We start from the raw sequence: 13,529 nt of genomic DNA on the forward strand, positions 1-13,529 counted from the left end.
TCGCATCCGATAACGCCCTATCGTTTATCCTGCCACCTCCCCTTTACGTATGCGCTTTTCGTACGGTCGAACCGTGACGTCCGGGTAATACGCTGAAACTGCTTTGCTGCGTTTTAAACGCGCAAATCTTTACTTAATTGATGAATTTCGGCATTATCTTGCCGGTTCAAAACTTGGTAGTGATACCCCAGAGGATTAGATGGCCAAAGAAGACAATATTGAAATGCAGGGTACCGTTCTTGAAACGTTGCCTAACACCATGTTTCGCGTAGAACTGGAAAACGGTCACGTTGTTACCGCGCATATCTCCGGTAAAATGCGTAAGAACTATATCCGTATTCTGACGGGCGACAAAGTGACTGTTGAGCTGACCCCGTACGACCTGAGCAAAGGCCGCATTGTCTTCCGTAGTCGCTAAGAGTTTTTCGCCGCGAATGGCGTAGTGTAGTAAGAATAATCAAGGCCGGGATATCCCGGCCTTTTTGTTTGCTGTTATGCGGCGTTAAAACCAGATTTCGGTCTGCACGCCAAAGTTCCATGTCCCGCCCGCCGCGAATCCTGCGCTGCCAAAGTCGTCGTTAATAGCATACCGATCCAGTTCTTTATCCCAGTTCATATATGTAGCGAACAGGCGGATCTCCGGACGCGCCTTGATATCAAACACGTTGCCCACTTTGAACGTCGGGGCAAAGGTCAGCTTGTAAAAATCCCCCTTCACCGCCTGGTACTGATTCACGTTCCCGTCCGACCGGTAGGTGCGCCCGTTGGGATCCAGATCCATATACTGCCAGGACGCCTCATACAGCAGGGCAAAATGTGACGTCAGCGCCTGTGAGGCGCGAAGGTTAAAGGTTGCCCAGTCGTAGCGATCCCCGTCCCGGTAACGATCCTCGCTGTGCTGGGCGATCACCGACGGCGCGATTTCCCAGTTTTTCGCCACCGGCAGAATGCCGTAAGAGGCGAAGCGCAGAGAGGTGGCATTATCCGTGAGATCGCCGTCGCTGCCCGGCTGGCGCGCTTCGGCCCCTAACCCGCCGCCAAACTGCAGCGCCGTTTCCGATACCCCCTTCGTCAGGCCATAAAACTGCTGTTTGTCGTGATAAGCCAGCATCGCGTAATAACCGTTTTGCGCGGTGTTGTCGCTGCGCAGGGCATAGCTGCCCGTCGAGGAGGTGTGATCCTTGAGGTCGTCGTTGCCCTGAGCCGTCATCCCGGTGAGCATCAGCTGCCAGTTACCGTAGAAGTGGTTGGCGGTGAGCATCAGGTTCTGAATGTCATTGTCTTCATAATATGCGCTGCCGAGGTCACCAAAATTGCGGCCATACAGGGAGTAGTCACCTTTCAGGTTATTGGTCCACTGCACGTCGTAGATCCCGGCCCCGGTGCCGCCGAGGAACATGATGTCGCTGTCGGTAAAGTGAATATCAAAGTTGTCGCGATCGAAACGCTTCCCGGCCCACAGATAAGCGTTTTTCGCCGGCCCGGAAAACTCGGCGAAGTTGCCCATCTCGACGTACATCTGGCGCACGTTGATGTGGTGGCTGTCGTTATCCTGCACCCAGGGATCGGGGTTGGTCGCACCATCGGCAATCATGGTTTTGAAGTGCGCCCAGGAGCCGTCATCGAAGGTCATGCGCTTGCCGAAACTCAGCTCGATGTAGTTGTCCTTCTCGTTACCCAGACGACCGACGTGCGCATCGCCATTCAGGGAGCTGGCCGGTGACACGCCCGGGCCGCCGCGAGCCCCTTTGCCGTGGTTATTAACCAGTAACCCGGAGCGGGCGTAAGCATTAAATTCAAACCCGTCGCTGAGCGCATTTTGCTTCTGCTTCTGGCTGACGGTTTCCACTTTCTTTTCGGTGGCCTGTGTTTGTTGGCTCAGGGTGGCTAATTTCGCCTCCGCCTGCGTGGCCCGCTGTTCTGCCTCCGCTGTACGTTGTTCCGCCTTATTCAAGCGCTGCTCCAGCAGCGCCAGGCGTTGTTCCACGGTTTGCGCGTCGGCAAAGACATATGAGGGCGAAAAAAGGGCGCAGCAAACCGCTGCGCTAATCACAGAGATACGCATAGATGTCCTGTTATCAGAAAGAGGTCAGATTAAATAGCGGCGGATTTTTTGAGTTCTGGCACGCCGTCCGGGGCGTAGATCCCGGCATCAAGATCGGCGCGGATCGCCGCGAAGCTGTCGTCAAGTCGGTAGAAGCGTCCGATCCAGATCATCGACGTCACGATTAACCCGGCAGGGATCCACAGATAGCAGGCCTGGATGGCCAGCAGGGCTGACGGGGTTTGCACCGCGTTGGCCACATAGCCGCCCGAGGAGAGCAGAAAACCGGTGATCGCCCCGGCCCCGGCCATCGCCACCTTGCCGAGGAAGCCGTTAATGGAGGTCAGGATGCCTGCGGTATTGATCCCGGTTTTCCAGACCCCATAATCCACCGGATCGGCCTGCATGGAGAAGTAGATTGCGGTGCGTTGACCGGCACCCAGTGACAGGACGATAGCCCCGATGACCAGCCCCCAGTAGTTGACGCCGGCGACCATCATGATCCCCATCCCGACAAGGTTAACCGTGCTGGCGACCAGGTAGACATGGCGTTTTTTCATTAATCCCGCGAGGAAGGGTACCGTCAGCGTCCCGAGCAGCGGCACAAAGGAGGAGATCCCGGCCACCAGCGCGGTCAGTTCGCTGCTGCCCACGTAATAGTGGAAGAAATAGACCAGCGCCCCCGTCTGGAAGAAGAACGCCCCCCACATCAGAAAGATATTCAGGGCGAACACCTTCCATGGGGTATTGGCTTTCAGGCCGGTCCAGGCCCGTTTCAGCGTCATGCGCTCCTGGGTAATGCTGATCTTCTCCTCCACATTGCGGAAGCTAATCAGCAGGAAGAAGGTAGCGATCACCCCGAACACCACGGCGGTATAAAGGAAACCCTGCGCCTGATTACCCTGCCCTAACGCCCCGACCAGCGGCAGCGTGGCGACCGCCACAATGGTGGATCCCAGCGAGCCAAGAAGAATGCGCACAGCGGATAAGGTGGTGCGCTCCCGGGAATCCGCCGTCAGGAACGGCAGCATTGCGCAGAAGGGAATATTGACGATGGTATAGAGGAACGAGAGGCACAGATAGGTGATAAAGGCATACACCAGTTTCCCGGTGGTGCCAAAATCGGGCACATAAAACGCCAGAATGCACATCAGACCGAAGGGTATCGCGCCAAACAACAGCCACGGGCGGCAACGCCCCCAGCGGGTGGTGGTGTTGTCGATCATCAGACCCATCAACACATCCGCCACGCCGTCCACCAGCCGCGTGACCAGGAACATGATCCCCACCCAGTAGGCCGGGAGGTTCATCACATCGGTATAGAAGAACATCAGGTACAGCGAGATTAACTGCCAGACCAGGTTACAGGAGAGATCGGCAATCCCGTAACCTAACCGTTGCCGCCATAGGGTAAAGAAGGTTTTAGCCATTTTGTTCACTTTATTGTTGTGTTATCAGAGGCCGAACTGGCGGATAAACCAGGCCGGGGTACAGCTCCAGGCATGGCAGTAACTGTTGATGAGCTTACTGCCATACGGGGAGAAGTCAGGTCTTTGCGGATCAAATAATTCCCAGAAGGTGTCCGCACCGTCATCCACCATCGCCCCCCAGTAGGCTTTAATCTCGGCCACGGCACGCTCACGCAAGCCGCATTTCAGCAGCGCGGCAATAAAGTGGTGGCGCAGATAGGGGGTATTCATGCCGATGGACGGCGGCGACTGAAGTAAATTCGTCATCACCTTTTGCTGATGCGCCGCATCGCCCACGTCGGCCAGCACCAGCCAGATTTGCGAGGCGGCGCTGATCTGGCGCGCTGAACCGCTGAGGTAAAAGCCGCTCGCTTCGTCCCAGAGTTGATACGCGGCACGTTTCACCAACGTCAGTTGATCGTGCAGGAAAGCAACCTGTTCAGGGGCGCAGACTTCCGCCAGCCGCCCGGCTTTGTCGATGCAGTAGATCAGCACGCCCTGGGAGGCTGCCTGCTTGTTAAGCCGATCGTGCCAGTCGATGAATGACCACCAGTCATCACTGTCTGTGACCAGGCCCGCTTCGCAACGCGCTAACGCCAGCTCGACCTGACGCAAGGCAATCGGCCACAGCTCGCGGGCAGTAGACATATCCCCGGTCGCCTGCAGGTAGTTGTAGAGCGTATCGACAAAAAAGAGCGAATAATCAAACAGGAAGGTATCATCCGCCATCACCTCGGGGCGGACGAAGATATTGGCTGAGACCATCCCGTCCTCCCGGCGATGACCGGCGAACAGATACAGACAGCGGCGCACCAGATCGTGATTGGCAAAAGTGACATCATTCACCAGGGCCTGTAACCGGAGGTCACCCAGCCATAACCGGCGATCCCGCTTCGGCCCGTCCTCAAACACCTCCTGCATACAGTTGCGCAGGGTTCTGACCGCCACTTCATCAATCTTTCGCAGCTGCGGATCCGTGGCGTTGCAGGGGGGATATTCGTCTGGCGCCGAGCTGACGCTATTTAGCGTGATATGGTTGAACCGCAGCTGATATTTAGGTGAAAGCGCCACAACGCGCACCTTCAGATAACGAAAACAGTAGCGGCGCGCGAGGGTAATATTCGCGGGCAGGACGTCAATATATTCATGGTGTTGTTGCAACCAGCTGCTGCTTAACCATCCCTGATAATCGCTGAAGGGCTCTGCCATTTCGCACAGCGTTTCGCCAAAAATAAACTCCAGATGGGCGGGGGCATCCGGCGGGCTACCCGCGGTTTCGCAGCTGAAATTTAACCAGCCAACGCCGTGGGTGCCAAAATCCAGAATAAATGTATCTCCGGGTGAGAAAGATTGCTCCAGCCAGGTGCTGGCATCGGCCACCTTTTCCGCACGCCAGCCGTGGAGGGCATGACTGTCGGGAACGGTATCGATCGCGCTGACGGGTGAGATCGCCTGCGAATAGAGTGTTGGCATCAATGCGCTGGCGGTGGCCAGGAGCTGCTCGTCGCGATACATGGTGAGATTGTGATGTTGCTGAAGTGCCTGAGACATACTGCGCCCTCTGTAAGATTTCAGGCAGAATAGAGGTGATGAGGCGTTGAAAGCCACTCTCAGATTGCCAACCCCCGACGCAGGTTGGCAGTGCCAGTGAGGTCACCCTGAGGATGTTCACATTTTGAAAAACAGGGCTTCTTAAGCAGGGGTAAATCAATTATCGTGCTCGCAGCTTTTCACGTTGCAGGATAATTTATGAACACCTTAACCATTGCGCATTATTTTAAATCCACAGACGATAAACTCGCCCTTTATAAAAGCGATCCGGAAGATAACAGCTGCGAACATTGTCATGAATTTGATGAACTGGTTATTGTTGAGCAAGGACATGGCCTGCATATTATTAACGGACGCCCTCTCTATATTCAGCAAGGGGATATTTTTTACGTCCAGCGTGGCGACCACCATTTTTATGATGAGCTGGGTACACTCAAGCTGATTAATATCCTGATAAACCCTGTGGCTGAATTTGTATTTTTACAGCACACCGGATCCCTGCTGCAACGCTTCTCGGTGCGGGATGCCAGCTGCTACACCTGGCTGGCACCGGAGATCCGCATGCAGTGCCATTCCCTGATCGATAAAATATTCAGTGCCCAGCCGCTGCAGGTTGAACAGCGGGAGTCGCTCTTTTTCCAGCTGGTGAATACGCTGCTACAGGCGCAGTCGGATGTTAACCACAACAACACCCGCTATAAGTTGCATAAGCTGCTCAATCACCTCCAGGAAAACTGCTTTGAGGAGTATGAATGGAACGATCTGGCTAAGCAGTTTCATTTAACCCCGCGCACGGCATTCCGCCATATTAAAGCCGCGACAGGCATGACGCCGGAAAATTATATTAAGCACCTGCGGCTGGTCTCCGCCCGGGTCAAAGTCCGTGAAACCGACATGACCATTACCGAGATCGCCTTTCTGTGCGGTTTCGCTAACAGCAGCCATTTCAGCACCCTGTATAAAAAGGTCTTTGCGGTTACCCCGAGCGAAGAGCGCAAAAGGTCTGAAATGGCCGGTTAATGCGCCCGGTCTCGCCAGGCTCAGGTGACGACTTAGTGAACATGCACCACGGTCATATCGGCCAGCATCGCATGGCTGATCTCGTGCAGCAGGCCGGTCAAATGCGGCAGCATATCGCGGTCGAAATGCGAGACCAGCAGCACATGGTTTAACGCCCGGCAGTAATCGCACTGGGCTTCGGTGCTGTCCAGTAGCCACTCCTGCTTGTGTGAGGGCGGGATCTCCGTTTCATCCAGCACGCGAAAATCGCTCATCGATTTTTCCAGCTCACTTTTGAATACATCCAGGTAGGCCGCAAGGCAGCGGCAGACGGGCTGCGTTTGCGGCAGCGAATTGCAATCGACCAGGATTTCGGTGAGCAGGTTGCAGCGCGCGGCAAGCGTGGAGAGATCGGGGGTGCTGAGTTCGAGTTCGCTGTAAAGCTGGGGGATATGATTTTCTGTATTCATAGGTAATTCCTTCACACACATTGAATTTACCACCGCAGGAAACGCCAGATTCGCTGGCGGCGGACGAAAAGGAATTGGCGTACCAGTGTGTGTGCTTACTGGCGCTTCAAAAGAAGCTTCCGATTCGCCCGCCAGATGCAGAATATACCCTTTTCCTTAGGGCGAACGAAGCCTGCAGCTAATCGCGCTGCTCACACACTTTCAGGACGCCAATCCTGGCACCTGATTTTGCAGGTGCATCGCCATTCTATTACTGTGGTTTTATCCAGCAATATCCCTGTTTACATTCTGGATAACGTCTCGCAAAATTTTGACGACCGTGCGCGTGGTTCCCCCTCACCCTAACCCTCTCCCTCAAGGGAGAGGGGACCGTCCGGCGCACTCACGTAGGCCGGGTAAGCGTAGCGCCACCCGGCAAAAAGCAGGCATAAAAAAACCGGGCTTTCGCCCGGTTTTTATCATCATGCAATAACGTTAGTGAGCCGCTTCCGGCTTGTGCTTCGCCGCACTCTGGAAGTCGTACGTCAGCTCGTTCTTCGCCTGATCCAGCGCTACCGTCACCTGTCCGCCGTCCACCAGCGAACCAAACAGCAGCTCGTTAGCCAACGGTTTCTTCAGGTTGTCCTGGATAACTCGCGCCATCGGACGCGCGCCCATCGCACGATCGTAGCCTTTCTCAGCCAGCCAGTCGCGGGCTTCCTGACTCACTTCCAGGGAGACCCCTTTCTGATCCAGCTGTACCTGGAGCTCGACGATGAACTTATCCACCACCTGATGGATCACTTCAGTAGAGAGATGATCGAACCAGATAATGTTGTCCAGACGGTTACGGAACTCTGGCGTAAAGACCTTCTTGATCTCTTCCATCGCATCGGTGCTGTTATCCTGGTGGATCAGGCCGATGGATTTACGCTCGGTCTCACGCACCCCGGCGTTGGTGGTCATCACCATCACCACGTTGCGGAAGTCCGCCTTGCGTCCGTTGTTGTCGGTCAGCGTCCCGTTGTCCATTACCTGCAGCAGCAGGTTAAAGACGTCCGGGTGCGCTTTCTCGATCTCATCGAGCAGCAGAACCGCGTGCGGATGCTTGATCACCGCATCGGTGAGCAGGCCGCCCTGGTCAAAGCCGACGTAGCCCGGAGGCGCACCGATCAGACGACTGACGGTGTGACGCTCCATATACTCGGACATATCAAAGCGCAGCAGCTCAATGCCCAGCGCTTTCGAGAGCTGAACCGTCACCTCGGTTTTCCCTACCCCGGTCGGGCCGGCGAACAGGAAGGAACCGACAGGCTTGTGCTCATGCCCCAGCCCGGCGCGGGCCATCTTGATGGCTTCGGTTAAGGCCTCAATGGCTTTATCCTGGCCGAAGACCAGCATTTTCAGGCGATCGCCGAGGTTTTTCAGCGTATCGCGGTCGCTCTGAGAAACACTCTTCTCAGGGATACGCGCGATGCGGGCCACCACGGATTCAATATCCGCCACGTTGACCGTTTTCTTGCGCTTGCTGACCGGCATCAGACGCGCACGCGCGCCCGCTTCGTCGATCACGTCAATCGCTTTATCCGGCAGATGACGGTCGTTGATGTATTTCACCGCCAGCTCCACCGCGGCACGTACCGCTTTCGCGGTGTAACGCACGTCGTGGTGCGCTTCGTACTTCGGTTTCAGGCCGTTGATGATCTGCACCGTTTCTTCGACCGACGGTTCAGTAATGTCGATTTTCTGGAAGCGACGCGCCAGAGCGCGGTCTTTTTCGAAAATATTGCTGAACTCCTGGTAGGTGGTCGAGCCAATCACCCGGATCTTGCCGCTGGAAAGCAGCGGTTTGATCAGGTTGGCGGCATCCACCTGGCCACCCGATGCCGCACCGGCGCCGATGATGGTATGGATCTCGTCGATAAACAGGATGCTGTTGGTATCCTGTTCGAGCTGTTTCAGCAGCGCTTTGAAACGTTTTTCAAAATCACCGCGGTATTTGGTCCCGGCCAGCAGGGAACCGATATCCAGCGAGTAGATGGTGCAATCGGCGATCACTTCCGGAACGTCGCCCTGCACAATGCGCCAGGCGAGCCCTTCGGCGATGGCGGTTTTACCCACGCCCGATTCCCCCACCAGCAGCGGGTTGTTCTTGCGGCGGCGGCACAGTACCTGAATCGCCCGTTCCAGCTCTTTTTCGCGGCCAATCAGCGGGTCAATACCGCCGACGCGGGCAAGCTGGTTAAGATTGGTGGTGAAGTTTTCCATACGTTCCTCCCCGCCTGCTTGCTCTTCGCTGTTGACCTGATGGCCGGAATCCGATGCCTGATTCGGCTCGTCTTTTCGCGTTCCGTGAGAGATGAAGTTCACCACATCAAGGCGGCTGACTTCGTGTTTGCGCAGCAGGTAGGCGGCTTGCGACTCCTGCTCGCTGAAGATGGCAACCAGCACGTTAGCACCGGTGACTTCGCTACGTCCGGAGGACTGGACGTGAAATACCGCACGCTGGAGTACACGCTGGAAGCTGAGCGTCGGCTGCGTGTCGCGCTCCTCTTCACTGACGGGCAATACAGGTGTGGTCTGTTCGATGAAGGCTTCAAGTTCCTGACGCAGCGCCACCAGGTCCACGGAGCAGGCTTCAAGCGCTTCGCGGGCGGATGGATTGCTGAGCAGTGCGAGCAGCAGGTGCTCGACCGTCATAAACTCATGTCGGTGCTCACGCGCTCTGGCGAAAGCCATGTTTAAACTGAGTTCCAGTTCTTGATTGAGCATAGGCACCTCCCCCAATTTTCATTGCCTTATTCAGGCTTTTTCCAGCGTACACAGCAACGGATGCTCGTTCTCCCTCGCATACTTGTTCACCATCGCCACCTTCGTCTCTGCGACTTCTGCAGTAAAAACACCGCAGATGGCTTTGCCATGATAGTGAACGGTAAGCATCAGTTGCGTTGCACGTTCTACATCATAAGAAAAGAACTTTTGTAGCACGTCAATAACAAATTCCATCGGCGTGTAGTCATCGTTCATTAACATAACTTTATACATAGATGGCGGTTTTAGCGCGTCGCGCACTTTATCTTCCGCCAGCTTGTCGAAATCGAGCCAGTCGTTCGTCTTACCCATTGTCAGTCGTCATCTTCGTTTACGGTCTCCGGTCGCGGGTCTGATTCTGACAGGAGGCTATACATAACCTGAATCTACCTCAGATGTCAGATAACTCACATCTATTATTGCCATCCGCGATGTCTGTCACAATACCCATCAATAGCGTTAACTGCTTCAAATTTTGACGCATTTTTACCCTCTCTTCCCCGGCAAATGCTTGACGCTGCCTTTGGTTTATCTAAATTGTACAGGCGTGAGTTGGCGAGGTTTTGAACAGCCCCCACTCCAGCACCGGTTCATTACATCTAACTCAATAAGATTTACGAAGGATGTCGAAGCATGGAAACGGGTACAGTTAAGTGGTTCAACAACGCCAAAGGGTTTGGTTTTATCTGCCCTGAAGGCGGCGGCGAAGACATCTTCGCGCATTACTCCACCATTCAGATGGATGGTTACAGAACGCTGAAAGCCGGACAAGCCGTTCGGTTCGATGTACACCTCGGGCCAAAAGGCAATCATGCCAGCGTTATTGTGCCCGTCGAAGCAGAAGTGGTGGCATAGCCCTCTGTTTCATTGTGTACACCCCGCACTCAAAATGCCAGCCCGATGCGCTGGCATTTTTATTTGTACGCGTTCGTGCGGCTTAACGCCCGGCGGCGCTGCGCTTGCGCGGGCCTACAAATCCTTCATGGGCTGCCGTGCGGCCTGACGCCCGGCGGCGCTACGCTTGCACGGGCCTACAAGATTTTGTAGGCCAACAGACTTACTCCCGGGCTAACGCATCCACCGGATCCAGCCGCGCGGCATTTCTTGCCGGCAGCCAGCCAAACAGCACCCCGGTAAAGGTAGAACAGAGGAAGGCAGTTAACAGCGCCATCGGTGAAAAACCAATTTCCCAGCCGGGTAAAAACAGCTGCAGCGTAAAGGCAATTAACAGGGAGAGCGTGATCCCCAGCGCGCCGCCCACCAGACAGACCAGCACCGCCTCAATTAAAAACTGCTGCAACACGTCGCTGGCCCGGGCGCCCACCGCCATGCGAATGCCGATTTCGCGCGTACGCTCGGTCACCGACACCAGCATGATATTCATCACCCCAATTCCCCCGACCAGCAGGGAGATGATCGCCACCAGCGTGAGGAAGAGCTGAAGAGTACGTGTGGTCTTTTCAGCCGTTTTCAAGAGCCCGTCCATGTTCCAGGTGAAGAAATCTTTCTTCCCATGGCGCAGGGTGAGCAGGCGCTCGATCTGTTGCTCCGCCTGAGCGCTGTCGTAGCCCTCCTTCACCCGAACGGTGATCGAGTTCAGCCACGACTGCCCCATAATGCGCCCGGAAATGGTGGTGTACGGCAGCCAGACGCGCAAAATCTTGCTGCTGCCAAACATCGACTGCTTCTCCTCCGCCACGCCGATGACCGTCGCGGGCATATTGCCCACCAGCACGATCTCACCCACCACTTTCGCTTTATTGGGGAACAGCTGTCGCCGGGAGTTGGCATCCAGCACCACCACCTGCGCCCGGCCCGCCAGCTGTTCTGCGTTGAAGGTGCCTCCCTCGCTGAAGGTCATGCCGTAGACGTTAAAGTAATCGCCGCTGACGCCGTTGGCGCTGGCCGCCACGTCAATATTGGCGTAGCGCAGACGCAGGTTCTGCGATACCGCCGGGGTGGCGGAGTTGACCCACGGCTGCTTCTGGATAGCGGCCAGATCGTCATATTTCAGCGCCTGCTGATACTGCGGCTCATCGTCGCCAAAGTCTTTGCCAGGATAGACGTCGATGGTGTTGGTGCCGATGGAGCGGATATCCGACAGCACCAGCTGTTTGGCGGCATCGCCCACCACCACAATCGAGACCACCGAGGCGATACCGATGATGATGCCCAGCATGGTCAACAGGGTGCGCATTTTGTTGGCGGCCATCGCCAGCCAGGCCATGGTCAGCGCTTCGCGGAAACTGCTGGCAAACTGTCGCCAGCCGGACGGCGGGGGTAGCGCCACCTCCTGGCGTCGGGTGGCATTGAGGCTGGGCGGCGGGTTGCTGACCAGCTCGCCGTCATGGATCTCCACGATCCGCCCGGCCTGGGAGGCCACCTGCGGGTCGTGGGTCACGATGATCACCGTATGCCCCTGATCCCGCAGCTGGTGCAGGATCGCCATCACCTCCTCCCCGGAGTGGCTGTCGAGCGCGCCGGTCGGTTCATCGGCAAGGATCACCTGCCCGCCGTTCATCAGCGCCCGGGCGATACTCACCCGCTGCTGCTGGCCGCCGGAGAGCTGCGAAGGCTGATAATCGACCCGCTCCCCCAGCCCCAGCCGGGTGAGCAGCGCCTGGGCCCGCTCAAGGCGTTTTTTGCGCTCCACGCCAGCATAGACCGCCGGCACTTCGACGTTCTGCGCCGCGCTCAGGTGGGAGAGCAGATGGTAACGCTGGAAGATAAAGCCGAAATGTTCCCGCCGCAGTTTGGCCAGCGCGTCGCCGTCCAGGGTCGCGACGTCGGTCCCGGCCACGCGATAGGTGCCGCTGGTGGGTTTATCCAGACAGCCGAGGATGTTCATCAGCGTCGATTTACCGGAACCCGAAGCCCCGACAATCGCCACCATCTCCCCGGCCTCGACGCGCAGGGTGATGCCCTTCAGCACCTCCACCGGCCCGTCGCCGGAGGGATAGCTCCGGCGGATATCATTCAGCTCCAGCAGGGCCGTCATTTGGCCGCCCCGGGCTGGCTCTCGCTGATGACGACCTCTTCACCCTCTTCCAGCCCTTTCACCACCACCACGTCGGTGTCGTTGCGCGAGCCGAGGCTCACCTCACGCTCGCGCGTCTCGCCGTTACGCAGCACCTTCACGTTGTAGCGGTTGTCGCCCACCGGTTCCCCCAGCGCCGCCAGCGGAATGGTCAGCACGTTTTTCTCCCCGGCGAGCTGGATATGCACCTGAGCGGTCATGTCCAGGCGCAGCACCCCCTGCGGGTTGGGCACTTCAAAACGGGCATGATAGAAAATGGCGTCATTGACCTTCTCCGGCGTCGGGAGAATATCTTTCAGCACCCCTTCGTAGCGGGTCTGCGGATCGCCCAGCACGGTAAACCAGGCTTTTTGCCCCGGCTTAAGGTGAATCACATCCGCCTCGGAGACCTGGGCCTTCACCAGCATGGTGCCCATATCCGCCAGCGTCAGGATGTTCGGTGCCTGCTGGGCGGCAATCACCGTCTGCCCCTGCAGGGTAGTGATTTGCGTCACTTCCCCCGCCATCGGAGCGACGATACGGGTGTAGTCGAGGTTGGTTTTGGCGCTGTCCAGCGAGGCCTGGTTGCGTTTGATCTGCGCATCGATGGTGCCGATCTGTGCCTGTTTGACCGCCAGTTCGGTGATCGATGTATCCAGATCCTGCTGCGAGATCGCCTGGGTGGTGGCCAGCTGCCGCTGACGGTTCAGGGTCACCTGAGCCAGCTTGCGCTCCGCTTCGGCCTGGCTGCGCTGGGCACGCAGCTCCATCAGGGTCGCCTCCACCTCTTTGATCTGGTTTTCGGCCTGCTCCGGATCGATGACCCCCAGCAGTTGCCCTTTTTTCACCTTATCGCCAATCTCCACCGACAGCGTTTTCAGCTGGCCGCTGACCTGCGCCCCGACGTCCACCTTGCGCAGCGCGTCCAGCTTGCCGGTGGCAAGCACGTTTTGCTGCAGCTCGCCCGGACGGACAATCAGCGTTTGATAGTGTGGTACCGGGGCGTTAAGCACCCGCCACAGCCAGAATCCAGCCACCAGTACAATCAGTACCAGCAGCAGAAACAGCTTCCTGCGTTTTCCCTTTAAGTTCATAAATATTCCAAATAGCTATTCTGGCTTACATAACTGTTGATTCTAACTAAACCGCTCCTCAACGAAACCCCTGCTTTCCTGGATGGATGAAAATCG

Annotated in this window: 11 protein-coding genes; 3 read left to right on the forward strand and 8 right to left on the reverse strand. The window is 56.7% G+C overall.

What is annotated here, in order from left to right; all coding sequences use genetic code 11:
- Window positions 1–199 precede the first annotated feature (199 nt).
- Window positions 200–418: a translation initiation factor IF-1 gene (gene infA / locus V7Q49_RS08590; RefSeq protein ID WP_001040187.1), complete on the forward strand. Its 219-nt coding sequence runs from the start codon at window positions 200–202 to the stop codon at window positions 416–418.
- Between the two features lie 84 nt (window positions 419–502).
- On the opposite strand, the gene V7Q49_RS08595 is transcribed toward infA, so the two are convergent.
- Genes V7Q49_RS08595 through V7Q49_RS08605 form a run of 3 tightly spaced genes read right to left on the reverse strand, consistent with a single transcriptional unit; the run spans window position 503 to window position 5,064 of the window.
- A complete protein-coding gene (locus V7Q49_RS08595) occupies window positions 503–2,065 on the reverse strand; it encodes a carbohydrate porin (protein ID WP_333850312.1) in 1,563 nt (520 codons plus the stop codon).
- A gap of 29 nt (window positions 2,066–2,094) precedes the next feature.
- Window positions 2,095–3,474, reverse strand: a complete 1,380-nt coding sequence (locus tag V7Q49_RS08600; RefSeq protein ID WP_333850314.1) for a glycoside-pentoside-hexuronide (GPH):cation symporter — start codon at window positions 3,472–3,474, stop codon at window positions 2,095–2,097.
- A 24-nt stretch (window positions 3,475–3,498) separates the two neighbouring features.
- The gene (locus V7Q49_RS08605) at window positions 3,499–5,064 is read right to left on the reverse strand and encodes an alpha-L-rhamnosidase-related protein (protein ID WP_333850316.1); all 1,566 of its coding nucleotides are present in this window, start codon (window positions 5,062–5,064) and stop codon (window positions 3,499–3,501) included.
- 198 nt (window positions 5,065–5,262) lie between these two features.
- Between V7Q49_RS08605 and V7Q49_RS08610 the strand changes: the two genes are divergently transcribed.
- Window positions 5,263–6,084, forward strand: coding sequence for a helix-turn-helix domain-containing protein (locus V7Q49_RS08610; RefSeq protein WP_333850317.1), 822 nt, complete (start codon window positions 5,263–5,265; stop codon window positions 6,082–6,084).
- 32 nt (window positions 6,085–6,116) lie between these two features.
- Here V7Q49_RS08610 and V7Q49_RS08615 read toward each other — a convergent pair whose 3' ends face one another.
- The 3 genes from V7Q49_RS08615 to clpS form a co-directional block, all read right to left on the reverse strand.
- Window positions 6,117–6,533, reverse strand: a complete 417-nt coding sequence (locus V7Q49_RS08615; protein ID WP_333850318.1) for a hypothetical protein — start codon at window positions 6,531–6,533, stop codon at window positions 6,117–6,119.
- 474 nt (window positions 6,534–7,007) lie between these two features.
- On the reverse strand, window positions 7,008–9,284 hold the full coding sequence (gene clpA, locus V7Q49_RS08620; RefSeq protein ID WP_032617326.1) for an ATP-dependent Clp protease ATP-binding subunit ClpA: 2,277 nt from the start codon (window positions 9,282–9,284) through the stop codon (window positions 7,008–7,010).
- A gap of 30 nt (window positions 9,285–9,314) precedes the next feature.
- Complete coding sequence (clpS, locus tag V7Q49_RS08625) at window positions 9,315–9,635, reverse strand: ATP-dependent Clp protease adapter ClpS (RefSeq protein ID WP_325931422.1); 321 nt, start codon at window positions 9,633–9,635, stop codon at window positions 9,315–9,317.
- Window positions 9,636–9,956: 321 nt separating this feature from the next.
- Here clpS and cspD point away from each other — a divergent pair, with 321 nt between their 5' ends.
- Complete coding sequence (cspD, locus tag V7Q49_RS08630) at window positions 9,957–10,178, forward strand: cold shock-like protein CspD (protein ID WP_333850321.1); 222 nt, start codon at window positions 9,957–9,959, stop codon at window positions 10,176–10,178.
- 202 nt (window positions 10,179–10,380) lie between these two features.
- On the opposite strand, the gene macB is transcribed toward cspD, so the two are convergent.
- Entirely contained in the window at window positions 10,381–12,321 is a 1,941-nt protein-coding gene (gene macB, locus V7Q49_RS08635) for a macrolide ABC transporter ATP-binding protein/permease MacB (protein WP_333850323.1), read from the reverse strand.
- On the reverse strand, window positions 12,318–13,433 hold the full coding sequence (macA, locus tag V7Q49_RS08640; protein ID WP_333850324.1) for a macrolide transporter subunit MacA: 1,116 nt from the start codon (window positions 13,431–13,433) through the stop codon (window positions 12,318–12,320). The genes macB and macA overlap by 4 nt, the downstream gene beginning before the upstream one ends.
- Window positions 13,434–13,529: the final 96 nt, after the last annotated feature.

It is taken from the genome of Leclercia sp. (genome assembly GCF_036780805.1).
Classification (GTDB): domain Bacteria; phylum Pseudomonadota; class Gammaproteobacteria; order Enterobacterales; family Enterobacteriaceae; genus Enterobacter.

Excerpts from the sequence above, each read along its gene's own strand:
- clpS (WP_325931422.1), bottom strand. The coding sequence starts at position 9,635 with ATGGGTAAGACGAACGACTGGCTCGATTTCGACAAGCTGGCGGAAGAT.
- V7Q49_RS08600 (WP_333850314.1), bottom strand. The coding sequence starts at position 3,474 with ATGGCTAAAACCTTCTTTACCCTATGGCGGCAACGGTTAGGTTACGGG.
- V7Q49_RS08605 (WP_333850316.1), bottom strand. The coding sequence starts at position 5,064 with ATGTCTCAGGCACTTCAGCAACATCACAATCTCACCATGTATCGCGAC.
- infA (WP_001040187.1), top strand. The coding sequence starts at position 200 with ATGGCCAAAGAAGACAATATTGAAATGCAGGGTACCGTTCTTGAAACG.
- clpA (WP_032617326.1), bottom strand. The coding sequence starts at position 9,284 with ATGCTCAATCAAGAACTGGAACTCAGTTTAAACATGGCTTTCGCCAGA.
- macA (WP_333850324.1), bottom strand. The coding sequence starts at position 13,433 with ATGAACTTAAAGGGAAAACGCAGGAAGCTGTTTCTGCTGCTGGTACTG.
- V7Q49_RS08610 (WP_333850317.1), top strand. The coding sequence starts at position 5,263 with ATGAACACCTTAACCATTGCGCATTATTTTAAATCCACAGACGATAAA.
- macB (WP_333850323.1), bottom strand. The coding sequence starts at position 12,321 with ATGACGGCCCTGCTGGAGCTGAATGATATCCGCCGGAGCTATCCCTCC.
- V7Q49_RS08615 (WP_333850318.1), bottom strand. The coding sequence starts at position 6,533 with ATGAATACAGAAAATCATATCCCCCAGCTTTACAGCGAACTCGAACTC.
- V7Q49_RS08595 (WP_333850312.1), bottom strand. The coding sequence starts at position 2,065 with ATGCGTATCTCTGTGATTAGCGCAGCGGTTTGCTGCGCCCTTTTTTCG.
- cspD (WP_333850321.1), top strand. The coding sequence starts at position 9,957 with ATGGAAACGGGTACAGTTAAGTGGTTCAACAACGCCAAAGGGTTTGGT.